A 23,187-nucleotide genomic window follows, 5' to 3' on the forward strand; every position below is an offset into this window, starting at 1 on the left:
CAGGCCCTGCGTTCCAGCCGGTGAGCACGTCCGCATCCGCCGGCCCCTGTTCGCCGGAGGCAGGGAGGCATATAGGCTGGCCCGCGATTCCTCCCGCGGAGCACCCCGCCCCCTCATGAGCAGTTCCCCCGCACCGGAGATGGGCACCTCGGACGTGAAGGTCCGCGCCCGACGCTCCATCATCGCCCTGGGCCTCCGGACGCTCGGCTCCCTGGGATTGCGCGTGGTGAGCTCGCTTGCCCTGTCGCACCTGCTGTTCCCCGGGGACTACGGCGCGTTCGCCATCGTCGCCTTCACCGCCGCGATGGGTGCCTTCCTGGGCGACCTGGGGTTGAGCGCGGCGCTGGTGCGCCAGCAGCACGAGCCCACCCAGGATGAGATCAGCACCTCGTTCTGGAGCCATCAGGCGTTCACCGTCTGCATCGTGAGCCTGCTGCTGCTGCTCGCGCCGCTGCTGTCGCGCTCCTATGAGCTGGGGCCTTCCGGCACCGCCATGGTGAGCGTGATGGCGCTGGGGCTGTTCTTCCACTCGCTGCGCGTCATCCCCATCATGGTGCTGGAGCGGCAGCTGCACTTCCCCGCGCTCGCGCGCATCGAACTCATCGAAGGCGTGGCGCAGACGGCGAGCACCATCCTGCTGGCCTGGCTGGGGATGGGCGCGTGGGCGCTCATCGGCGGAGGGCTGGTCCGCGGTGGACTGGGGATGCTGATGCTCTGGTCGGCTGCGGGCTGGCGTCCCCGTGGCAAGGTCCGGTGGAGCATCGTCAAGCGGCTGCTGGGCTTCGGCATCTGGTTCCAGCTGACCGGGCTCATCCCCGCGGTGCTCAACGGTTGGATTCCCCTCGTCGTGGGGCGCATGGAGGGCAAGGACGCGGTGGGCCTCGTGAACTGGGCCACCGCGCTGGCCTCCGTGCCGCTGGCGCTGAGCAGCGTGCTCACCCGCGTCGCGTATCCGGCCTACAGCCGCCTGCAACAGGACTCGGCGGCCCTGGCGGAATACCTGCGCACCTCCATCCGACGGATCAGCGCCCTGCTGTGTCTGGTCATCCCCTTTGGAGTCATCGCGCTGCCGCCGTTCATCCCGGTGGTCTTCGGTGAGAGATGGAGCCTCGCGTCCACGCTGGTGCAGTGGTTCACCATCGAGGCGTCGATGCAGGCGGTGCAGGGCCTGCTGTTCTCCCAGCAGCACGCCAGTGGGCATGCGCGCGAACGGATGTACGTCGCCACGATTTCAAGCCTGCTGCGCTTCGGGCTGGGTGCGCTCGCGGTGATGCAGTGGGGCATCGTCGGCGTCGGCATCAGCGCGACGGCGGTCACCCTGACGGAGCTGTGGCTGACCGCGCGACTGGTGGCCCGCCGCGCCCCGGAGCTGGCGCGCCTGGAGTTCGAGGTGATGGAGCCCTTCCTCACGGTGGGCGCGCTGCTCGCGCTCGCGCTGGGCTTCTCCCGGCTCGCGACGGGACAGGGTGGGCTGCTCGTCCAGGCGCTGGTGGCGGCGGGCGTGCTGACGGCGCTGGTGCTCGCGCGAGAGGCCACGCGCCGAGGCCTGTCACTGTTGGGTGAGCTGCGCGCCCTGCTGCAACAGGTCCGCGCCCGGCGGGCACCTCCGTGAAGCATCCGTCGTCCACCGCTCCCACCTGGCACCTGCTGACTGGCGAGTATCCACCGGACGCTGGCGGCGTGTCCGACCACACGCGGAGCATCGCCCGCGCGCTGGCGAAGGCAGGAGAGACGGTGCGGGTGTGGGCCCCGGGCGCCGAGGGCGTGTCCGTCGACCAGGGAGTCACCGTGCATCGCTGGCCCGGCCTCTACACGCCGCCGGGCCTCGTGCGCCTGACACGCGAGCTGGAGGCGACCCCGGGCCCCCGGAAGCTGCTGCTCCTGTACGTGCCCCAGGCCTTCGGATGGAAGGCGATGAACGTGCCGTTCTGCGCGTGGTTCGCCGCGCGACGACACGACACGCGCGAGCTGTTCCTCCACGAAGCGGTGTATCCGTGGAGCCCCAACGCGCCCTGGCGTCATCAGGTCCTCGCGGGCGTTACGCGCGTCATGCTGCGCACGCTGGCCCATGGCGTGGACCGCGCCTACATCTCCATCCCCGCATGGGCGGATCACCTCCCGGAGCGGCTGCGCGCACGGGCCCGGTGGTGTCCCATTCCCAGTCCCCTGCCCCTCGATGCGCCCTCCGAGGACGTGCGCGCCGTGCGCGAGGCCCTGGGCGGTGGGCCGTGCGTGGCGCATTTCGGCACCTATGGCGCGGCCATCGCGGGGCCCCTGGAGGCGGTGCTCGTCCCCCTGTTGCAGCGCGATGAGCGACGTCAGGCGCTGCTGCTGGGCCGGGGCAGCACGGCCTACCGGGAGGCATTGAGCCGAGGGCATCCAGGACTTGCCCGACGGATCCACGCGCGGGATGGACTGGCTCCGGAGGCCGTGGCCGCGCACCTGCGTGCGTCGGAGCTGTTGGTGCAGCCCTACCCCGACGGGGTCAGCGCCCGGCGCAGCAGCGCGATGGCGGGCCTGGGCCTGGGTCTTCCCCTGGTCACCAACGCCGGACACTTGAGTGAACCGCTGTGGCGCGAGCAGCGACCGGTGGCGCTCGCAGACGGACCTTCTCCGGCCGCGCTGCTGGCGCTCGCCGAGCACCTCCTGGAGAACGAGGAGGAACGCCGGGCCCTGGGTGAGCGCGCGGCCCGCGTCTACCGCGAGCACTTCGCCCTGGAGCACACGGTGGCGCACCTGCTGCGCCGTGCTGGAGACAGCGCATGAGCACCCCGCGTGCGTCCCCGCTGCGCCTGAAGGTCCTGATGGATCCGCGCGAGGAGGGCTGGCCCAGCATGGACCTCGTAGGCGAGGCACTCGTGGAAGGACTTTCCGCGCTCACCTCCGAGGTCGCCGTCACCTCCGTGCGGCCCTCGATTCCCCGGGCCCTGCGGAACCTGCCGCGCGTGGGAAGTCGCAAGGCCGCCTTCAACGCGGATCGGCTGCTCACCCGCTTCGGCCTCTATCCGGCACGCCTGCTGAAAGAGCGTGGGTCCCCCGACATCTTCCACGTCGTGGATCACACCTACGCGCAGCTCGTCCACGCGCTGCCAGCGGACCGCACCGGCGTCTTCTGCCATGACCTGGACGCGTTCCGTTGCGTCCTGGAGCCGCACCGTGAACCCAGGCCGTCGTGGTTCCGCCTGATGGCGCGCACCACGCTCAAGGGACTGGAGCGAGCGGCCATCGTGTTCCACAGCACGCAACAGGTGCGGGAGGAACTGCTCGCGCACGGCGTGGTTTCCCCCGAACGGTTGGTGTGGGCGCCCTATGGCGTGTCGCCGGAGTATCGGACCGACCCCGTCCCCGGAGACGCCAGCGACGCGGTGCTCGCTCCACTCCACGGGCGGCCGTACCTGCTGCATGTGGGAAGCGCCATCCGTCGCAAGCGCCTGGACGTGCTCTTCGACACCTTCGCGGCGCTGCGGGCCCAGCACCCGGACCTGATGCTGGTGCAACAGGGTGGCGAACTGGACGAGGCCCAGCGGACGCAAGTGGAGCGATTGGGATTGAAGGACGCACTGCTGCAACCGCCCCGGCAGGAGCGGGCCACGCTCGCGGGCCTGTACCGACGCGCGAGCGCGGTGCTGGTGCCCAGCGACGCGGAGGGCTTCGGACTGCCCGTCATCGAAGCGCTGGCGTGTGGCGTCCCGGTGGTGGCCAGCGACCTGCCAGTGCTGCGCGAAGTGGGTGCGGACGCCTGCACGTACTGCCCGGTGGGGGATGTGCCCGCGTGGGCGAACGCGGTGGATGCGCTGCTCGCGGGACGCATCCCCGCGCCGTCACCGGAGACGCGCCGCGCCCGGGCCGCGCGCTTCACCTGGAGCGCGCACGCCCGCACCGTGCTGGATGCGTACCTGCATCGTCTGGTTGACCCCTCTGGACGGGTCTGATTCCATCGTTCGCACGTGCGCATCGTCTTCCTGAATCCCGTGGGCATCCTGGGCGGTGCCGAGCGCGCACTCGTGGATCTGCTCGCGTGTCTGCGCACGTTGGAGCCCGCGCTGTCGCTGCACCTCATCACCGGCACGGACGGTCCCCTTCTGGAGACAGCGCGCGGCCTGGGCGTGCAGGCCCGGGTGCTCGCGCTCCCAGACCGGCTGTCCGCGCTCGGGGACAGCGGCCTGAGGAACCAGGGACTCGCCGGTGCCTTGCGCTTCACGCGCGACGTCGCCCCCACGCCCCTGCTGCTGGCCCGCTACGGCGTCGCCCTGCGGCGCGCGGTGTGCGAAGTGGCGCCCGACCTGCTGCACTCCAATGGCATCAAGACGCACCTGCTGAGCGCGGCCACCACCGGCCTGGGGATTCCGCGCGTGTGGCATGTGCATGACTTCCTCGGCGAGCGCCCGCTCGTGCGTCGTGCGCTCGCGGGGATGCATCCGCTGGCCTCCGCCGCCATCGCGAACTCGCGGGCCGTGGGCGACGATGCGCGCACGGTGCTGGGCAACGTCCCCGTGCACGTCGTGCCCAACGGCGTGGACGTGGAGCGCTTCTCCCCGGGCCCCGGCGACGGTGCGCACCTGGATGCGCTCGCCGCGCTGCCCCCCGCGCCCCCGGGCACGCTGCGCGTGGGATTGGTGGCCACGTACGCTCGCTGGAAGGGACACGACGTCTTCCTGGAGGCCGCGGCCCTGTTGAACCGACAGGTGCCCCACCGGCCTGTGCGCTTCTACCTGGTGGGCGCGCCTCTCTACCGCACGGCCGACTCGCAGTTCACGGAAGCCGAATTGTGCGAGCAGGTGGAGCGCCACGGCCTTACGGGCCGCGTAGGGCTGGTGCCCTTCCAGTCCGAACCCGCGCGCATCTACCGGGCCCTGGACGTCTTCGTCCACGCGAGCACCCGCCGTGAGCCCTTCGGCCTCACCATCGCGGAGGCGCTCGCCTGCGGCCGGGCCGCCGTCATCTCGAAGGACAGCGGCGCGGCCGAAGCGCTCCAGGATGGCGAGGATGCCCTGGCCATCGCGCCCGGAGATGCGAACGTGCTCGCGGCGGCCCTGCGCCGGCTGCTGGAGGATGAAGCCCTGCGAACGACCCTGGCCCGCGCGGCCCGCCACACCGCCGTGCGCTGTTTCTCCCGCGAACGCTATGCCCGGGAAATCCTCGCGGTGTACCGGCGACTCGTTCCCACAGGCACGGCGCGAGGGCATTCCTGATGCGGCCCCGAAAGCTCGTCACCGTCTCCCATTCGTACGTCGTCACGCTCAACCGACGGCTGGCCAACGAGATGACCCGCGTGGGCGCGGGCCGCTGGGACGTCACCGCCGTGGCGCCGCGTTCCTTCCACGGGGACCTGGGCCCGCTGGTGCTCCAGCGCGAACCGGACGAACCCGCGCGCATCGAACCGGTGCGCGTCTTCTTCAGCCGCTCCCTGCACGGCTTCGTCTACGGACCGGAGCTGCGCGCGCGGCTGTCGGGCGTGGACCTGGTGCATGCGTGGGAGGAGCCCTATGTGTTCTCCGGCCTGGAAGTGGCCCTGTTGACGCCGCGCCACGTGCCGCTCGTCTTCTGCACGTTCCAGAACCTGGCCAAGCGCTACCCGCCCCCCTTCGCGCAGGCCGAGCGCTTCGTCGTGCACCGCGCCTCGGGCTGGGTCGCATGGGGCCAGACGGTGCACGACACGCTCCAGGTCCGGGCCGGCTATGCGAAGCGTCCCTCACGCTTCATCCCCGTGGGCGTGGACGTGGAGCACTTCCGGCCGGACTCCACCGTGGGCAGGGCCTTTCGCGAGCGCCTGGGTTGGACGTCGGAAGGTCCCCCGGTCGTGGGCTTCCTGGGGCGCTTCGTCCCGGAGAAGGGCCTGCGGCTGCTGATGGATGCGCTCGACGGGCTGCGCACGCCGTGGCGCGCCCTCTTCGTCGGCGGGGGTCCACTGGAGGCGGAGCTTCGCGCCTGGGCCGGACGCCATCAGGACCGCGTGCGGATCGTCACCGGCGTGTCGCACGCGGAAGTCCCCCGCGCGCTCAACGCCATGGACCTGCTCTGCGCCCCCAGCCAGACGACGTCCTTCTGGAAGGAGCAGTTCGGCCGGATGCTCACGGAGGGCCTGGCGTGCGGACTGACCGTGCTCGGCAGTGATTCTGGAGAGGTGCCCCACACCGTGGGCGATGGCGGACTTGTCCTCCCCGAAGCGGATGTCGGCTCCTGGACCACCGCGCTCGCGAACCTGCTGGAGAGCCCTACCGCGCGCCAGGACTGGGCCCGCAGGGGCCGGGAGCGCGCGGTGTCCCGCTTCGCCTGGCCGGTGGTGGCCCGGGCGCATCTGGACTTCTTCGAGTCCGTGCTCCAGCGCGGCGCCTGACGCTCACGCCTCCAGCCGCGCCACCAGCTCCGCCGCCATCGCATCCCACGTCCAGGCGCGCAGCTCCGACGACAGCGAGGCCACGGCGGGCAACAAGTCCGAGCCCCGGGCCCGCCAGTCCTCCAGGCGCCGCACCAGCGCGCCCACGTCTTCCGGATCCTCCAGCAGCAGGTCCTGGAGCGTGGAGGGATAGCGCTCGGCGACGCCCGCCGAGCGGCTCACCAACGCGGGGAGGCCCACGCACAACGCCTCATGGACGCCCAGCCCATAGGACTCGTAACGCGTGGGCGACACCAGCAGGTCCGCGGCGGCCAGCAGGCGGGGGACGTCGTCGCGGAAGCCCAGGAAACGGATCCGCTCCCCCAGTCCCCGCCCCCGCGCCGCGCGCTCCCAGGTCTCACGCTGCGCACCGCTGCCCACCACCCGCAGGTCCACGTCCCAGTCCTTGCGGATGCACAGCCGGGCCCACGCCTGGAAGAGCGTATCGAAGCCCTTGCGCCGGTCCCCCAGCGCGCCCACGAACAGCGCCACGCGCCGCTCCTGGGGCCAGCCCAGCGACGCCCGCGCCTCGCGCCGGAGCGCTGGGGACGTGGGCGGAAAGCGCGAGGGGTCGCTGCCCAGGTACACGACCTGGACGCGGGAGGGCTCCACGCCCGTGGCGGCCAGCACGTCCTGCCGCGTGCGCTCCGAATTGGCGATGAGGATGCGCGCCGCGTTCAGCGCCCGGTGCTCACGACGCAGCGCCACGCGGTGGCTCACGCGGCCCTTGAGCTGGCGCAGCGGTCCACCGACCGGCTCCGGCGTGTGCACGCCGTGGACGTAGTGGACCCAGTTGGCGGCGGGCACCACGCAGTTGCCGCCGTTGGCCACCACCTGCCCGCCTTCCGCCAGCGTGCGGGTGGCCCAGAAGCGCCCCACCGCATCCAGCAGCGGCTCGCCCAGCAGGTATGCGTTGGCGGGCTTGGGCACGCGGATGAAGCGCACGTTGGGGTAGCGCAGGAGTGAATCCTCCACCCGGTACGCCACGAGGCGCACGGGCCCGCCCTGGCGCGCGAGCCAATCCGCTAGCGCGAGGTTCGCGCGGTCCATGCCTCCGGTGGAGACGAAGTCACCGGAGATGAGGGTGTACGGCCGCATGCCGGTTCCAGTACGCGCTGAAGAAGGCCGCGTTGAGCAGCCAGAACTCCATGCCCATCTGGCTCATGTAGAATTGATAGCTGAAGGTCTGCGCCAGCGCGCCCAGGTCGTACGCGAAGAGGAGGCTGCCCCACAGCCAGAACTCGCCCCGGGCATCATCCCGTCGCCGCGCCACCTGGAAGCCCCACCACAGCGTCACCAGCAGCGCGAGCGGATAACACACGAGCCCCAGCCATCCCCCGTCGTAGGCCCAGGCCGTCCACTGGATCTCCGCCCAGAGGGGCGGGCTCTCCCGGTCGCTGTTGTCACCGAAGTAGGCGTTGGCCATGCCGTAGCGACCCAGGCCCGCGCCCAGGGGGAACTCCGGCAGGACCTCCTCGAAGGTGCTGTCCAGGAAGCGGCCCCGGTTGGACTGGTACACGCTCGACGGATCTTCGGACAGGAGGGTGTTCCATCGCGCGAGCACCGCGTCGCCACCCACCGCGACCGCCCAGCCGAAGGCCACCACGGCGAAGCCACCCACCACCGCGGCCAGCGTCAACAGGCGCACCCACCGGCCGCTCACCAGCAGCACCAGCGCCATGGCCGCCATGCACACCAGCAACGTCACCGCCGCGACGCGGACCTGTCCCAGGTAGAGGCAGATGAGGCCCACGCCGATTCCCGCCGCCCCCAAGGCCTTCTTGAACGCGCTCTGCCGGCTGAGCAGGAAGGCCCCGCCGAGCAGCACCGCGTAGAAGGCCCCCGTTGACGCCCCGCCGGGAACGTCCGTCAGGCCCATGGGCCGGAACACCCGGGCCCCGCTCGCCGTCTCGAACTGGAGGCTGCGCACGTAGCCCTCGCCCTGACTTTCGACCATGGACGACAGCGCGGGCTGGAACCGGCCAGGGAAGGACACCTGCAGGATGCCCACCGCGGCGCTCGCCATGTTGAACAGGAAGAGCAGCAGGACGATGCGCCCGAACATCTTCTCGTCGATGCGCAGGCGGCTGGCCCAGAAGAGGGGCGCGAACACGGACACCTGGATGCCGAGCTGCGCCGCCGCCGCCATCGGGGTGTTGGTGCCGGGATGGAAGAAGTTCAGCGCGGTGAGCGCCGCCGAGGCGAGCAGGAAGGGCATCGCCGGGTGCTTGAGTCGCGGACCCCTCACCACCGCCAACAGCGCGAGGCTCGTGCCGAACGACAGGATGCGGAACACCACCCGCACCGGCGCCAGCGCCTCCACCAGCAGCGCGAGCTGACACACGAACAGCAGCACGATGAAGACCACCACCACGCGGCCCGAGCCGAGAAACCCTGTCGGCGTCTCACGCGAAGCCGGCACCGCGCCAGCAGCGGCCTCCGGCGCGCGTCGCACGTACCGCTGGTGCAGCACGCCGGGTCCCCGCAGTCCGGGACGCCCGGGGGATACGGGACGGGCCGCCTTCAAGACAGGGGCTCCCGAATCACGGAGCGCACCGCCACCTCCAGCGCCTCCAGGAACGCGGACGGAGCACTCAGCGCCAACGCCCGAGCGGGCCCGCCGCGTCCCAGCTTGAGCCGCGCCGGTTCATCCTCGATGAGCTCACGCAGTGCCTGGGCCAGGGCCTCCACCTTCGGAGGCACCAGCACGCCACACGACACGTCGACGATCTCCAGCGGACCACCCAGCGCGGTGGTCACCACGGGAAGCCCGGCGTACAGCGCCTCCACGAACGCGAGTCCAAACGGCTCCGGCCCGATGTTCGGCTGGCAGTGCACGTCCGCCGCGCGCAGCAGCCGTGGCACATCCGTGCGCTGTCCCAGGAAGCGCACCCGGTCGGAGAGCCCCAGCCGCGCGGCCTGATCCGCGAGGCCGTCCGCGTACGCGACCTCCTCCGGACGCTGCGCGCCGCCCGCGAACCACGCCTTCCAACCCGGCACCTGTCGCAGCCTGCCCAATGACTCCAGCAGCAGCCGCTGTCCCTTCCACTCCTGCATGCGGCTGGCGTGGACGATGACGACATCCTCCGCGCTCGCGCCCAGCTCCCCGCGCAGCGAAGCACGCTCGGAAGGGGTGAGCCCCGCGCCACCCTCCGGCACGGGAGGATGGAGGACGCGCCACGGCGTGCGCGGATACACCCGGGCCAGCGTGCCCGCGGTGTAGCGGCTGTTGCACAGCGCCAGCGCCGGCTCGGTGACGCGCGCCCAGCGCTCCACCCAGTGCTCGCCCGTGAGCGCGTCGTGCTGGAAGAACAGGAGCGGCACGCCGGCCGCGCGCACCACCGGGCCGAAGAGCGCCTGCGGCCACGCCGCGTGACACACCACCGCAGAGAACGCCTCGCGCTTCAGCAGGGCCCTCAACGCGCGGCGTGCCTCCCACACCAACCAGGGACGGCTCACCTTCGCGGGTCCCAGCAGGTGCAACCCCGCGCCCGCCGAGCGCAGCTCCTCCGCGATGCGGCCCTCGAAGCACAGCGCGAACGCGTGCTCCGCGCCCCCGCCACGCTTCGCCCCTGCGAGCGCCAGCGTGCGCAGGAACGTCTCGACGCCGCCGTACAGGTTGCCGCTGGACACGTGCAGCACACGCATGGGGTCGGGCCTCAACTCCCGCCCGCGACGTGTTGGACCGACGACGAAGGCCGCGCCTCCACCAGGGGACTGCGCCCAAGCGCCTCCGCGTACAGCTCCAGGCTGCGCGCCGCCATCACGTCATGGGCGAACTCCGCCCGCGCGCGCTCCCGTGCCCCCTGCCCCAGCCGCTCCCTCAGTCCGGGCTCATCCACCAGCCGGCGCGCCGCCGCCGCCAGCGCCCGCGCATCGCCCACCGGCACCGTGAGCCCGGTGCGCTCGTGCACGCTCACCCACGCCACGCCGGAGTCCGGGATGGCCGTGTTGATCACCGGAAGGCCGCTCGCCAGGGCCTCCACCTGCGACAGGCCATATGCCTCGCTGCGCGCGTTGCTCGGAAACCACAGCGCGGTGGCGGCCCGGAACGCGCCCGCGAGCGCCTCCGGTGACAGGTAGCCCGCCCACGTCACGCGGTCCTCGATGCCCAATGCCCGCGCCCGCTCGCGGCCCTCCGCGGCCAGGGGCCCTTCGCCCACGACGACGAGCCGTCCCGGCGCGTGCACCAGCGCCTCCAGCGCCGTGAACAGGCCCTTGTAGTAGACGAGCCGCCCGACCATCAGCCACAGCGGTCCCCCCGCCGCCTCCGCCGTCCACCGCGCCTGGGCCTCGCGCGCTTCGGCCGAAGGGTGCAGGTACGGCGCAAGCTCGATGCCCAGCGGCAACACCCGCACCTTCTCCTTGAACGTGGAGAGCAGCGACGAGCCGCGCACATACGCATCGCTCGTGGCCAGCAGCCGCGCCGCGCGGGCGTACAGCATCCACTCGAAGGGACGGAAGAGCGCGCCCGCGACCTTCTGGCGGATGATGTCGCTCTGGTGCGTCACCACCACCGCGGGCAGGCGCGGCACCGCATCCAGCGCCAGCACCATGGACGGATTGGGCACGTGCAGGTGCACCACGTCCACGCCCCGCGCCAGCGCGCGACGCAGCGCCCAGGGCAGCACCGGCATCACATCCATGCGCGCCACGGACGCCAGCCGCCCCAGCCGCACCACGCGCACCGGACCGTCCCACTCCTCACGCGTGGGACTGCGGCCGTGGAACTCGTGGCTGGTGCCGGTGCCGTCCACGGAGTGGTTCGCGCACAGCACCTCCACCTGCGCGCCCAGCGCGGCCTGGGCCTGCGCCAGCGTCCGCACGTGCGCCTCCATGCCGCCGGAGGCCGGAGGGTAGAACTTCCCCAGGTGCAGCACCCGCAGGCCCGCGCCCGTCACGACGGTGCCACCCCACCCTTCGCGCCCTTCGGCCCGTCCTGGGTCGGGCCGTAGCCCTGATAGCCCAGGTACGTGTCGCCGTACCGCGGCTGGCGCAAGTCCACGTCGTTGAGGATGGCGCCGAACATGCGCGCCTGCACGTCCGCCAGCGAGCGCAGTGCGCGCTTCGCCGCGCCCCGGTCCGTCTTGCCCGCCTTGAACACCATCACCACGCCGTCCGCCTGCGTGGCCAGCACCGCCGCGTCCACCACGGCATTGAGCGGCGGGCTGTCCAGGATGACGCGGTCGAACTTCTCCGACGCCGCGCGCAGCAGGTCCTTGAAGGCGCGCGTGTGCAACAGCTCCGCCGGGTTCGGCGGCAGCGGACCGCACGGCAGCACGAAGAGGTTGGGCACCTCCGTGCTCTTCACGGCCTTGTCCAGCGAGCCCTCGCCCACCACCAGCGAACTGATGCCGAAGTCGTTGGGCACGCCGAACGCGCGGTGCAGCCGGGGCCTGCGCATGTCCGTGTCCAGGAGCAGCACGCGGTTGCCGCTCTGGGCCATGGCCACGCCCAGGTTGATGCACGTGGTGGACTTGCCTTCCTGAGGGCCGCTGGACGTCACCACCAGCGTCTTGCAGGGCTCATCCGGCGACATGAACAGGAGGTTGGTGCGCACCGCGCGGCAGCACTCCGCCACCGCCGAGCGCGGCGAGCGGTGCACGTACAGGTCGCGCTCCCCCTGCTCCCTTCCGCTCTCCATGCGCGGCACCACGCCCAGGAACGCCAGCCCCAGCCCCTCCTCCACGTCCGCCTGCGACGCGACGGTGTTCTCCAGGAACTCCAGCAGCACCGCCGCGACCAGCCCCAGGAGCAGGCCCATCACCCAGCCCACCAGCAGGTTGCGCCGCGTGTGCGGCCGCACCGGCACCAGCACCGGCCGCGCCTCGTCCAGCACGCGCACGTTGCTCGTGCGCAGGAGGCCCGACAGCTCCACGTCCTTGAGGCGCTTGAGGACATCCTCGTAGCGCCGCTGGTTGTCGTCCGACTCGCGCTGGAGCTGCCCGTACTCGATGGCCTTCTTGTTCACGACGAAGGCCTCGGCCTTGGTCTCGTCCAGGAGCTTGTTGAGGTTGCGCTCCTCGCCCTTCACCTCCACCAACTGCATCTCCGCCGAGCGCACCACGTTGCCGAGGCTCTTGAGCAGATCCTCGCGCACCACCTCCAGCTTGCGGTTGCACTCCAGCAGCTTCGGGTGCTCCGGCAGGTAGCGCTCCGACAGCTCCGCGCAAGCGACCTTCTGCTCGCCGTAGCGCATCTTCATGTCCTGGATGGGCCCGTCCTTCGCCCCGGGCACCGCCTCCGCCCACGTCTCGTCGGAGCCCGCGGCCTTGCGCAGCTGGTGGATGGCGTCCACGCGCGCCTGCTGCGCCGCGATGCGCGTGCGCACCTCGGTGAGCTTCAGGTTGTAGGAGTTGATGCGCTCGCTGACGATGGACAGCCGCGACTCCAGCGACGTGGACAGCATGTCCGCGTCCTTCTTCAGGTCGTAGACGGCCAGCTCGCCGGCCTTCGCCTCGCGGCCCAGCTCGTCCCGGCGGACCTCCAGCCACGTGCGCGCCTCGTCCGTGACGCGCATCTTGAGGGCCTGGTTCTCCGCCATGTACGCGGCGGCCACCTCATTGGCGAGCAGCGCCGCGCGCTTGGGATCCACGTCCTCCACGCCGATGTTCATCACCCGCGAGTCCTTGCCGGGCACCACGACGATGCGCGTGCGCAACAGGCCCACCGCGTCCGCCGCCTGGAGCGCCTGCACGCGCGCCTTCTCGTCCTGGTTCGCCGGCAGGCCCAGGAAGCCCGGATCATTGGCCAGCCCCAGCCGGTCCACCACGCGGCTCGCCACCGCGCGCGAGGTGATGACCTCGCTCTGCGTGCCGGTGTACTCCTTGTTGAACCAGTAGTTGCTGCGCTCCTCGCCCATCACCTCCTTCACCTCGCCGTCGAGGATGCGGGGCGCGGTGACGTCGATGATGAGCGACGTGCTGGCCGCGTAGATGCGCGGCTGCCGCAGCGTCCAGGCCGCCGTGAGCGCGGTGACGGCCAGCGCCACCCCGAGCATCACCCACCGCCTGCGCCACAACCCTCGCGCCCGATGCATCGCGCTCGCGGACGTCGCGCCGGGAGCACCTCCGGCCGGGTCCAACACCGTTCCTTCCACGTCGCATCTCTCCAGAAGGGGGGCTGCCGCGGGCGGCTTCAGCGGCCCGGCATCCGGACCCCGACCTGCACCCACATCGCACAGGGGTGAACAACGGAGGGAGCGTGCAACGGCCCGGGCAGGTTGTCCATCGAACCGACGCCGCCTGGATGCTCCTCGTCCATCCGGTCCGATCCACGAACGCGCGCCATGGAAGCGCCTGTGGTAGTGAGCCGCACCATGGTTGCAGCCCTCTCCGTGGTCCTCCCCTACACGCCGGCGACCGCCTCCGCGGCAGCGCACTTCGCCCACGCCCTTTCGGGTCAGGCCCAGGTCGTCCTCGCGGGAGAGGGCCCGGTGGATGTCACGCCCGGTCCCAACGTCCACATCCTGGCGGCCCAGGGAGGCAAGGGAGCGTCCATCCGCGCCGCGCTCCCCCACGTCACCGGCAGCATGACGGTGCTCCAGGATCCGGACGCAGCCTACTCACCGGACAGCTACGCCGCGCTGGTGCAGCCCCTGCGCGATGACACCGCCGACGGCGTCTTCGGCCGTCGCCCCGGCAACTCCGCGGAGCTCTTGGCCGAGCGCGCCCTGGGCGGCATCACCCGCTTCGTCACCGACGTGGCCCTCGCGGATCCGCTCACCGGCCTGCGCGCCTTCCGCACGGACGCGCTGCGCTCCATCCAGCTCACCAGCGACGACGACGCGGTGGACGCGGAGCTCGTGGTGAAGATGGCCGCGCAGCTCTTCCGCCTCACGGAAGTGCACCTGCCCCCGATGCAGGCCGTGCCGCGCCGCCCGGCCTCCGCGCACCTGGCCCGCCTGCGCACGCTGGTGCGCTACGCCACCGTGCGCGACGACGCGGACAACCAGCACGAGGGCTACTCCACCCTGGAGCGCATGGACGGCGCCACCCACTACAACCAGTGGCTGGGCCGCCGCTTCCGCGAACACCTGGGCCGCCGCGTGCTGGAGATTGGCGCCGGCATCGGCACCATCACCCGCGAGCTGGAGGCCGGCTGCGACATGCTGGTCGCGCTGGAGGTGGAGCGCTTCTACGTGGACCGCCTGAAGAACCTCTTCCGCGGCAAGCCCCACGTGCGCCCCTACCTGTCCGACGTGGCGCTCGCGGACTGGGAGTCGCTGCAGGCGGAAGAGCTGGACACCATCGTGCTGTCCAACGTGCTGGAGCACATCCCGGATGACGCGTCCGCGGTGCGCCGCTTCCGCCAGATTCTCCAGCCGGACGGCCGCGTGCTCATCCTCGTGCCGGCGCTGCCGCAGCTCTTCGGCGCCATCGACGAGGCGGTGGGCCACTACCGCCGCTACACGCCCGCCACCCTGCGCGCGGTGCTGGAGGAGAACGGCTTCCGCGTGGACACGCTGGAGTGGATGAACCTCGTCGGCCTGCCGGGCTGGTTCGTCAACAGCCGCCTGTTGCGCCGCCGCGCGGTGCCCAAGCTCCAGTTGAAGCTCTACGACACGCTGGCGCCCCTGTTCGCCCAGGCCGAGCAGCAGGTGAAGCTGCCGGTGGGCATGAGCCTGTTCGCCGTCGGCCGCGCCGTCTGACGCCCCCTTGAGCGCCGAGCCCCACCCCAACCCGCCCCCGCCCGACGCGGCCCCACCCGCCGCCGCGCCAGCGCCGCTTCGGGCTCCGGGCCTGCCCCGCGCGGTGTGGGCCACGGTGGTGGCGCTCTACGTGGTCCTCTTCCCGTACCACCCGGGCCTGCGCTCGCCCAACGAGCTGTGCCGGCTGTGGCAGACGCGCGCGCTCGTGGAAGATGGCACGCTGGAGATCAACCAGGCGCTGCGCGACTACGGTCACGTGGGCGACCTGTCGGTGATGAACGGGAAGTACTACCCGTCCAAGGCGCCGCTCTTGTCCTTCGCCGCGGTGCCCGTGTACGCGGCCCTGCGCGCCGTGGGCGGGGGCCACCGCTACGCCGTGCCGGAGGTGCCGCTGGTCTTCTTCAGCCGCCTCTTCCTCACGGTGCTGCCCACGCTGGTGCTGCTGTGGCTGGTGCGCCGCTTCCTGCGCGCCTGGCTGTCACCTGTCGTCGCGGACGCCCTCACGGTGACGTACGCGCTGGGCTCGCTGGCGTTCAGCTACTCGCTGCTCTTCATGAGCCACCAGACGACGGCGGTGCTGCTCTTCGCCGGCTTCTATGCGCTGTGGCGGCTGTCGCGCGGGGAATGGCGTGAACGCGGCTACGCCGTGGCCGGAGCCTGCGCGGGCGCCACCATCGCCGCCGAGTACACCGGCGCGCTGGGCGTCCTGGGCCTCATCCTCTACGCGGCCCTCACCCTGCTGGGGACCCCCGACGCGTGGAGCGCGCGGGTCCAGAAGCTGGGCCGCGCCACGGGGCTCGCCTTCCTGGGCGCGCTGCCCTTCATCGCGGCGCTGATGCTCTACCACCAGGCCACCTTCGGGCATCCGCTGGAGACGGGCTACAAGCACCTCAACGACGCGGCCTATCAGCCGTGGCACCTGGGCGGCTTCCTGGGCATCCGCACGCCGGATCCGCGCGCCTTCTTCCTGTCGTTCTTCTCCCCGCTGCGGGGGCTGTTCACGCTGTCGCCCTTCCTGCTGCTCGCGCTGCCCGGCCTGGGCCTCTTGAAGCGACAGGGCAGGACGTCCCCGGAGGCGCGCGCCCTGTTCTGGCTGACGGCGGTGACGCTCGCCGGCTACACGTACTTCACGTCGTCGTTCACCTATGACTCCTGGGGCTGGACGACGGGGCCGCGCCACCTCACGGGGCTCGTGCCCTTCCTGCTCCTGCCGGCGGGGCTCGTGCTGGAGCGGCTGCGCGAAGCCGGGCGGCCGTGGCTGTCGGGCATCGCGGCCATGCTGTGCGCGGCGTCCGTGCTCGTCACCGGCCTCGCCACCTTCGTCAACTACATCCCCGACGACGTCTCCACCCCCGTGCTCGCGCTGGCGCGACCGCTCTTCCTCGCCGGCTACCACGCGCCCAACGTGCTCGCCTTCCTGGGGCTCCCGACATGGCTCGCGGGCGGCATGCTGCTCGCGGCGCTCGTCGGCGTGGCGGCCTCCCTCTTCCTCGCCCTGGGACGCGACGCGGCCGGACGCCCCGCGACCCCCGTGGCGTGGGCGGCGGGACTCGCGACGCTGGCGGTGCTGGTGGGGACCCAGGCCGCGTTCACGCGCAACGACACGGCGGATCAGAACGCGGTGCGCTTCCTGGAATCCGTCTGGTTGCAGCCCCCTGGCCGACCGCCGACGCCCTTCTGGCCTCGCGCGGGATCCTGAGCGCGCCGCTATACTGGCGCCGCCTTCGCTTCAGGAGACGGTGCATGACGACGCGGCTGTGCCTGCTGGTATCCACCCTGCTGCTGTGCGCCCCCGTGGCCCGGGCCGAGGACGCCGCGGAGCTGTGGGGCAAGAGCTGCAAGTCCTGTCATGGCCCGGACGGTCGCGCGCAGACGCGCCTGGGCCAGAAGGAGGCCATCGTCGACATGAGTCAGGCCGCCTGGCAGAAGGCCGAAACGGACGCCGAGCTGCGCGCCGTCATCGCCAACGGCTCCTCCCGCAACACGAAGATGAAGGCCTACAAGGACCGGCTCACCCCGGAGCAGATGGACGCACTGGTGCGATACATCCGCACCTTCAAGGCGAAGTGACGCGCGTCGTGAATAACCCCTCGCGCTCAGGCGTCCAGGGAGTGGGAGAATCGGAGACACCCATGAAGACCCTCACTGTCGCCATCGTGTTCTGCCTGTCCATGGTCAGCCTCTTCGCGTCGGTGCGCGCCGACGCCAACGCCTTCCCGAGTGTGGAGGCGGGCATCTCCCAGCCGGTGGCGCTGATGCCCAAGGGCGGCGACAAGGGCGGTGGCGACGACAAGAAGGGTGGCAAGGGCGGCGAGGAGGACGAGGAGGAGTACCGCCAGCAGCCTCGCGGCCTCTCCCAGAAGGCCGCCCTGGAGCTGGTGGATCCGGGCGTCCTGGACGACATGCTCCGCCTGCGCGCCGCACTGCGCGGTGGCCAGCGCTAGCCGCACCGCCCCGCCCGAAAAGGGCGGGGACACCGCAAGGATTGGCGGGCTCGCAAACTTTGCGCAGCCGCATGACGTCAAACGGCACCCCCCGGCCTGCGCACACCCCCTCATTCCAACGGGTTGAGTTCCAGGCCGGATGGCACGCGGATTGCTGAACGTTGGACCCACGCTGCGCCTCCCCCAGGGCGCACGAAGGAGTCCCTGATGGTTCAGCGCACCCGCTCCCACCCCCGTCAGCCGCGAGGCTTCACGCTCCTGCTCGCTCTGGGCGTGGTCGCCGTCGTGACGATGGCGGTGATGCTCAGCTTCAGCGTGGTGGGCCGCGAGGCCGACACGCAGTCGGACACCCGCCGCAAGAAGGAGGCGTTCTACGCCGCCGAGGCGGGCATGGCCGAGGGCCGCGAGAAGATCCGCCTGCTGATGACCAACCTGGGGCCCGCGACGCTGGATTTCAACGCCGCCCTGGGCGCCCCCGTCAACGAGCCGGGCCTCGGCGACCCCGCCACCGACCCCTGGTTCGAGGTCCTCCCGGGACCCGGTGGCGCGGGGACCTGGAACTACTACGGCCTGAACGCCATGATGGCACAGCCGGAGGACCTCCAGAGCGGTCCCGACTCCCTGCCCGTGGCCAGTCAGGACTACGCGGACTACCCGGAGCAGAACCGGGTGCGCTACCGCGTGTTCCTGCGCAACGACAAGGAGCCCCTCAACGGGACCGGCGCGAGCCCCAGCGTCGACCGCAACCGCCAGGTCTGGCTCATCGCCGTGGGCGAGGTGGAGGGCATCGAGAACAGCCGCCCCACCCGGTCCGTGGTGCAGGCGCTCGTCTCCCAGCAGACCAAGGAGTCGAAATACAGCCCTGGCAGCGTCCAGCAGGGCGGCAGCGGCGGCCTCTCCGATTCCGGGAACGAGAACGGCGCCGCCCCTGGCGGGGAGATCCTCATCTCCAACAACGCGCAGACCATCTAGGCCGCCTTTCCCTCAGGCCCACCTCCCTTCCTTTTCCCCGAGCCCTTCATGAAACGCTTGACCCTGCTGATCCTCCTGCTGGCGCCAGGTCTCGCCAGCGCGCAGGCGGGAGGCCAGACCGCCTTCAGGAAAGCCTGCGCTCGCTGCCACATCGCCCGCGTCGACGCGCCTGGAACCAAGGCCCGGCCGCGGAGCAACCTCGTGGGCCGCTATCCCGGCGCGGGGCCCAACCTGGGTGAGCTGTTGCCCAAGCGCAACCTGTCCCAGGTGCGCACCTGGATCGACGCCCCCTACAAGGTCAAGGCCGGGACGGGCTGCGACACGCGGCTGCTCGCGGAGGCGGACAAGGACCGGCTGATCAGCTTCCTCGTCAGCCGCACCCAGCCGCCCGCGAAGCGGCGCGACGTGGCGCAGCGGCAGGAGCTGGAGAAGGGCCTCGCGGAGCAGCGCGAGCAGCAGGCGCGGCGCAAGGCGGATCCGAAGAACCCACCGAAGCAGGGGAGCAAGTGATGCGCGGAATGATTCGCACCTTCGGGACCCTCGGCCTGTTGGCATCCCTGGGCGCTTCGGCGCAGCAGGACCTTTGCCGCAACGAGCTGGACGCGAACAAGCAGCCGGAGTTCAGCGCCGAGTCGCTGGAACTCACCAACCCCACGATGCAGCTCACCGACGATCAGCGCCTGCAGCTCAACACGGCGTTGGCCGCGCTCAACGTGGAGAACATCACCCTCCCGTTCGACCAGCGGGTGACCATCAGCTACGTGTACGAGTCCGCCGGCGCCTCTCACGCGCTCGGCTACATGTACATGGACAAGGTGCGTGGGGCTGGCTACGTCGACAACAACGGCAAGCTGCTCGACACGAACTCGAACGGCATCTACGACCTGCACGAGGACATCTTCAACGTCGCCCCGACGACGGGCCCCAAGGCTCGCCCCTACGTGGGCAGGCTCGCCGACCGTCGCTGCAACAGGCCGTTCACGACCTCGACGGTCGCCGGAGCCCCGCCCCCGGTGAGCCTCACCGAGCCCGAACTGGCGATGGGTGACTGCGGCACCAGCACCTTCCTCGCCCAGCAGAACCTCACGGACGCGCGCCCCGGCCACGACCAGGACACCATCAAGGTGGACCTGGTGGGCAGGAACCCCACTGGCAACGTCAGCGACAATGCGGCGACCACCACCTTCTCCGACCGCGGGCTCTTCCCGCACATCCCCAACCTGCTGGAGCCAGCGGACGACGCCAACGCCAACAAGGGCCTGGGGCAGATGGTGTTCCTGCTGGCGGATGACGACGCGGGCTACGATGTCTGGCGCAACCTCGCGTCCCCCATCAAGGACAGTGGCGAGTTTGGCGAAGGCATTCCGGACTACGACGTCTCCAAGTACGACTACCGCGGCATCGAGCGCCAGGTGAACCTGGATCCCGGCGTCACCGAGTACGACCGCACGGTGGACCTGGGGGAGATCAAGGGCAACCGGGAGATCGTCTTCTTCATCGTCGTCTTCTACGAGCAGGGTCACAACATCGACGCGGGCAATGCGTACGCCTGCCTCCGCCAGGATGACCAGGGCAAGTGCCTGCTGCACCTGAGGACCCCCATCTCCGTCTTCTTCTCCAAGGCGGAATGGAACATGGATCAGAACCTCCAGGGCGGCTCCGTCGTCGCGCAGCGCAACATCGGCTGCAATTACGAGCCGGGGTGCAACCGTGACAACCCGAATGCGACGAGCAGCCTCAGCTGCCCGGTGGAGAACTCCTCGGAGAGGCTGTGCGGCTGGCTGGACGGCCCGAAGGACGAGGAAGGCACGACGCTGTGGCGCCTGAAGACGCCCTTCTTCGGCAACCTGGACATGCCCATGGAGAAGGTGTCCATCCCGCGTCCCGCCGGCGTCCGCAATCCGATGCCGCACGTCATCGTGGGCGCGCCCACCACGGACCCCTTCCGGTGGATCCTCGGCTTCGAGGACTTGAGCGGCGGTGGTGACCGCGACTTCAACGACGTGGTGTTCGTCATCAACAAGGAGAACGGCGGCCTCACGCGCTCCTCCACCGTCTCCGGGGACATCTCCCCCACCGTGGCCGAGGACTTCACCATCACCAAGGTGCGCTTCCGCCGCCAGGACGACATGGCGCCCGCGCCGCGCACCTGTCCCGGTGGGCCGCCCTGCTGGACGGAGGAGTTCCCCGGGGCCTGCACGCCCCCCGGCGGACCGGATGCCTCCATCGACTACTTCATCGCGGTGGACTGCCGCGAGTGCTCCGGCGGCGTCTGCACGCGCAAGGAATACCCCACGTGGATCCCCGTGGAGTTCCCCGACGAAACGCCCCCTGCCCAGGAAGTGGAGCTGGATCTGCTGTCCCTGGGCTTCACGGGCTCCCAGCTGTGCTGGAAGGTGGAGGTCAGCAGCCCCAACGAGCGCTGCCGTCCCATCATCGACAAGGTGGACGTGGGCTACCAGGCCGTGCGCTCCGGCGCCTTCTCGCGCTCGTCGCCCTCCACGCTGGGCAACGCCATCGTCTGGGGCGTGAATGAGACGCCGGGCATCGCCTGGGGTGACAACTTCCCCGGGGCGGGCCTGCCGGCGCCCTCCGTGCGCCTCTACGATGGCCGCAAGGACTACGAGGTCCGCGGCCGGCTCTACTTCAAGTCGCTGTACCCGCCGGAGAACCCCGCGACCCTCGCCTCGGAGCAGCGCTGGGAAGCCGGTCGCGTGATGGCCGAGTCGTTCCGCAACGGGACCAAGTCACCCGATGCGCGCAAGCTCTACACGACGAACGCCTCCACCAGCGCCCGCGTCGAAGTGAACACCCTCATCAGCACGTCCAACACCCTCTTCCCGGACGTGCTCTGTGACGACGTCAACGACGGGGTGCCCGTCTGGGACCTCAACCGCGACAACAAGTGCGGCACGCCGTCCATGACGGGCGGCCGGCGCAACAACACCGACACGAACGACCGCAAGTACCTGGTGGACTGGCTCTACGGCTGGGAGGACAAGTACGCCCCGGGCACGTCCAACGTGAAGCGTCCCTGGGCCATGGGTGGCATCAACCTGTCCACCGTCGCCCTGGCGGTCCCTCCGTACAAGGACTCCTGGTACGACAACGCCAAGCCGGTCGAGCAGGACAAGTTCCTCCAGAACTTCATCACCCCCCTGGCCCAGCGCCGCACCGTGGCCTACGTGGGCACGATGACGGGCATGCTGCACGCCGTCGACAGCGGTGCGTTCCTCAACAGCACCCTGGACAACTGCGGGACCCCTGAACAGTACCGGGGCTACTTCAAGCCCTTCAGCTGCAGTGGCGATGTGCCGCGCGACTACGGTTCGGGCGACGAACTCTTCGCCTACATGCCCTACAACCTGCTGTCGCGCTACCGCCACCAGTACGCGCGGTTCGCGGACTCCATCACGCAGCCGCGGCCCAGCCTGGATGCCTCGCCCACCATCGCCAACGTGGACCTGGCCGGACTGGCCGGCTCCAAGCCGCCATGGACCCCGTCCATGGCGGACAAGGACAAGGGCGCCAAGACCGTCCTCGTCTCCGCCTCGGGCAAGACCAGCCCCGTCGTCTTCTCGCTGGACATCACGGATCCGACCAACGCCAGGTACCCGAATCCCATGTGGGAGTTCAGCATGATGGAGACCCCCATGAACGACCACTTCAGCAGCCTGTTGATCAACCCGCTGGGCAAGCGTCCGGACTCCTCCAGTTCGCGCTTCTCGCCGTCGGTGGGCCGGATCCGCTGGGGCTCGGATGCCACCAAGACCGAGTGGGCCGCCATCGTCGGCAGCGACTTCGTCCCCGCGTCGGGCCGCGCTGGCGCCCTGTACATCCTCGACATGAAGACGGGCCAGCCGCTCAACTACAACAACAGCGGTGTCACTGGTAGGTACTCGGGCGTCATCACGCTGGAGACGGGCGTGGGCGTCGCCGCGGGTCCCGCGATGCTCGACCTGGACCAGGACGGCACCTATGACGTCGTCTACGTGGCGACCACCTCCGGCCACGTCTACCGCGTCAACCTGGATGACGTGAGCACCACCCGCGCGCCCGGAGCGAAGGTGAAGACGTGCCGCGTCGTCGACGCACCGCTCAGCCTGACGAAGGCCAAGTACAACACCTTCAACCAGGACCAGAGCTACCAGCAGATCCACTCCAACATGGCGCTGAGAGTGATCTCCAAGACCGACGGTGCGGCGGTGCGCTTCTTCTTCGGCACCAGCGACAACCCGGACCTCTACTCGGATGGCCCCCCCAACAAGGACACCAGCTACCACTACTACCTCATGGCGTATGAGGACTCGGACCCCTGGGGCAAGAACGGCTGCAGCAGCACCGTGCTGGAGCCCATGTGGGCCAACGCGCTGGACGTCGGGCAGACGGTCTGGGGCGGCGTGGTGCTCAGCTCCAGCCAGATCTTCGCCACCACGGCGGTGGGCAAGTCCGCGGACGTCTGCGGCCTGAGCCAGACGCAGAACGGCAAGTACTACTCCGCCGCGCAGCTCGGCGACGGTCCCAACGCTCCGAGCATGTCGTCGCAGGCGTTCGCCGGCCACGCCGTCTCCGCGCCCGTCATCCACGACGGACACATGATCTTCGTCACCGCCAATGGCGAAGCGAAGGACGCGACCGGTGGAGCCTTCAACAACGGCGGTGAAGGCACCGGCGAGATGCGCTCACGCACCCTCTTGTGGGAGCCGCTGCCTGACGGGCGGATGCCGAAGCCATGACGCACACGA

General features: G+C 70.6%; 17 protein-coding genes. 12 read left to right on the forward strand and 5 right to left on the reverse strand.

Annotated elements, in window-relative coordinates; translation table 11 throughout:
- Positions 1-115: 115 nt before the first annotated feature.
- Genes OV208_RS23765 through OV208_RS23785 form a run of 5 tightly spaced genes read left to right on the forward strand, consistent with a single transcriptional unit; the run spans position 116 to position 6,337 of the window.
- Positions 116-1,612 carry an oligosaccharide flippase family protein gene (locus tag OV208_RS23765; protein WP_267576164.1) on the forward strand — a complete coding sequence of 499 codons (1,497 nt, stop codon included), beginning with the start codon at positions 116-118 and terminating at the stop codon, positions 1,610-1,612.
- Positions 1,609-2,766 (forward strand): glycosyltransferase family protein, encoded by a 1,158-nt coding sequence (locus OV208_RS23770; RefSeq protein WP_267576165.1) that lies wholly within the window; start codon positions 1,609-1,611, stop codon positions 2,764-2,766. The genes OV208_RS23765 and OV208_RS23770 overlap by 4 nt, the downstream gene beginning before the upstream one ends.
- Positions 2,763-3,932 (forward strand): glycosyltransferase family 4 protein, encoded by a 1,170-nt coding sequence (locus tag OV208_RS23775; RefSeq protein ID WP_420715041.1) that lies wholly within the window; start codon positions 2,763-2,765, stop codon positions 3,930-3,932. Before OV208_RS23770 ends, OV208_RS23775 begins: the two co-directional genes overlap by 4 nt.
- A gap of 15 nt (positions 3,933-3,947) precedes the next feature.
- Positions 3,948-5,192: a glycosyltransferase family 4 protein gene (locus OV208_RS23780; RefSeq protein WP_267576166.1), complete on the forward strand. Its 1,245-nt coding sequence runs from the start codon at positions 3,948-3,950 to the stop codon at positions 5,190-5,192.
- The gene (locus OV208_RS23785) at positions 5,189-6,337 is read left to right on the forward strand and encodes a glycosyltransferase family 4 protein (protein WP_267576455.1); all 1,149 of its coding nucleotides are present in this window, start codon (positions 5,189-5,191) and stop codon (positions 6,335-6,337) included. Before OV208_RS23780 ends, OV208_RS23785 begins: the two co-directional genes overlap by 4 nt.
- Positions 6,338-6,340: 3 nt before the next feature.
- Here OV208_RS23785 and OV208_RS23790 read toward each other — a convergent pair whose 3' ends face one another.
- Genes OV208_RS23790 through OV208_RS23810 form a run of 5 tightly spaced genes read right to left on the reverse strand, consistent with a single transcriptional unit; the run spans position 6,341 to position 13,475 of the window.
- A complete protein-coding gene (locus tag OV208_RS23790; protein WP_267576167.1) occupies positions 6,341-7,474 on the reverse strand; it encodes a glycosyltransferase family 4 protein in 1,134 nt (377 codons plus the stop codon).
- Positions 7,446-8,849: an O-antigen ligase family protein gene (locus OV208_RS23795; RefSeq protein WP_267576168.1), complete on the reverse strand. Its 1,404-nt coding sequence runs from the start codon at positions 8,847-8,849 to the stop codon at positions 7,446-7,448. The genes OV208_RS23790 and OV208_RS23795 overlap by 29 nt, the downstream gene beginning before the upstream one ends.
- Positions 8,850-8,899: 50 nt before the next feature.
- Positions 8,900-10,024, reverse strand: coding sequence for a glycosyltransferase family 4 protein (locus OV208_RS23800; protein WP_267576169.1), 1,125 nt, complete (start codon positions 10,022-10,024; stop codon positions 8,900-8,902).
- Between the two features lie 11 nt (positions 10,025-10,035).
- Positions 10,036-11,214, reverse strand: coding sequence for a glycosyltransferase (locus tag OV208_RS23805; protein WP_324291409.1), 1,179 nt, complete (start codon positions 11,212-11,214; stop codon positions 10,036-10,038).
- A 59-nt stretch (positions 11,215-11,273) separates the two neighbouring features.
- Positions 11,274-13,475 carry a GumC family protein gene (locus OV208_RS23810; protein ID WP_267576171.1) on the reverse strand — a complete coding sequence of 734 codons (2,202 nt, stop codon included), beginning with the start codon at positions 13,473-13,475 and terminating at the stop codon, positions 11,274-11,276.
- A gap of 219 nt (positions 13,476-13,694) precedes the next feature.
- Between OV208_RS23810 and OV208_RS23815 the strand changes: the two genes are divergently transcribed.
- The 7 genes from OV208_RS23815 to OV208_RS23845 all read left to right on the forward strand — a co-directional run bounded on the left by OV208_RS23815 (position 13,695) and on the right by OV208_RS23845 (position 23,178).
- Positions 13,695-15,026 carry a bifunctional glycosyltransferase/class I SAM-dependent methyltransferase gene (locus OV208_RS23815; RefSeq protein ID WP_267576172.1) on the forward strand — a complete coding sequence of 444 codons (1,332 nt, stop codon included), beginning with the start codon at positions 13,695-13,697 and terminating at the stop codon, positions 15,024-15,026.
- Positions 15,027-15,033: 7 nt separating this feature from the next.
- On the forward strand, positions 15,034-16,725 hold the full coding sequence (locus OV208_RS23820) for a hypothetical protein (RefSeq protein WP_267576173.1): 1,692 nt from the start codon (positions 15,034-15,036) through the stop codon (positions 16,723-16,725).
- 44 nt (positions 16,726-16,769) lie between these two features.
- Positions 16,770-17,096, forward strand: a complete 327-nt coding sequence (locus tag OV208_RS23825) for a c-type cytochrome (RefSeq protein WP_120540653.1) — start codon at positions 16,770-16,772, stop codon at positions 17,094-17,096.
- 62 nt (positions 17,097-17,158) lie between these two features.
- Positions 17,159-17,470, forward strand: coding sequence for a hypothetical protein (locus OV208_RS23830; RefSeq protein WP_267576174.1), 312 nt, complete (start codon positions 17,159-17,161; stop codon positions 17,468-17,470).
- 207 nt (positions 17,471-17,677) lie between these two features.
- Positions 17,678-18,442: a hypothetical protein gene (locus OV208_RS23835; RefSeq protein ID WP_267576175.1), complete on the forward strand. Its 765-nt coding sequence runs from the start codon at positions 17,678-17,680 to the stop codon at positions 18,440-18,442.
- A gap of 48 nt (positions 18,443-18,490) precedes the next feature.
- Positions 18,491-18,952: a c-type cytochrome gene (locus OV208_RS23840; protein WP_267576176.1), complete on the forward strand. Its 462-nt coding sequence runs from the start codon at positions 18,491-18,493 to the stop codon at positions 18,950-18,952.
- Positions 18,952-23,178 (forward strand): DUF4114 domain-containing protein, encoded by a 4,227-nt coding sequence (locus tag OV208_RS23845; protein WP_267576177.1) that lies wholly within the window; start codon positions 18,952-18,954, stop codon positions 23,176-23,178. The genes OV208_RS23840 and OV208_RS23845 overlap by 1 nt, the downstream gene beginning before the upstream one ends.
- Positions 23,179-23,187 lie beyond the last annotated feature (9 nt).

The organism is Corallococcus sp. bb12-1 (genome assembly GCF_026626765.1).
Taxonomy (GTDB): Bacteria; Myxococcota; Myxococcia; order Myxococcales; family Myxococcaceae; genus Corallococcus; species Corallococcus terminator.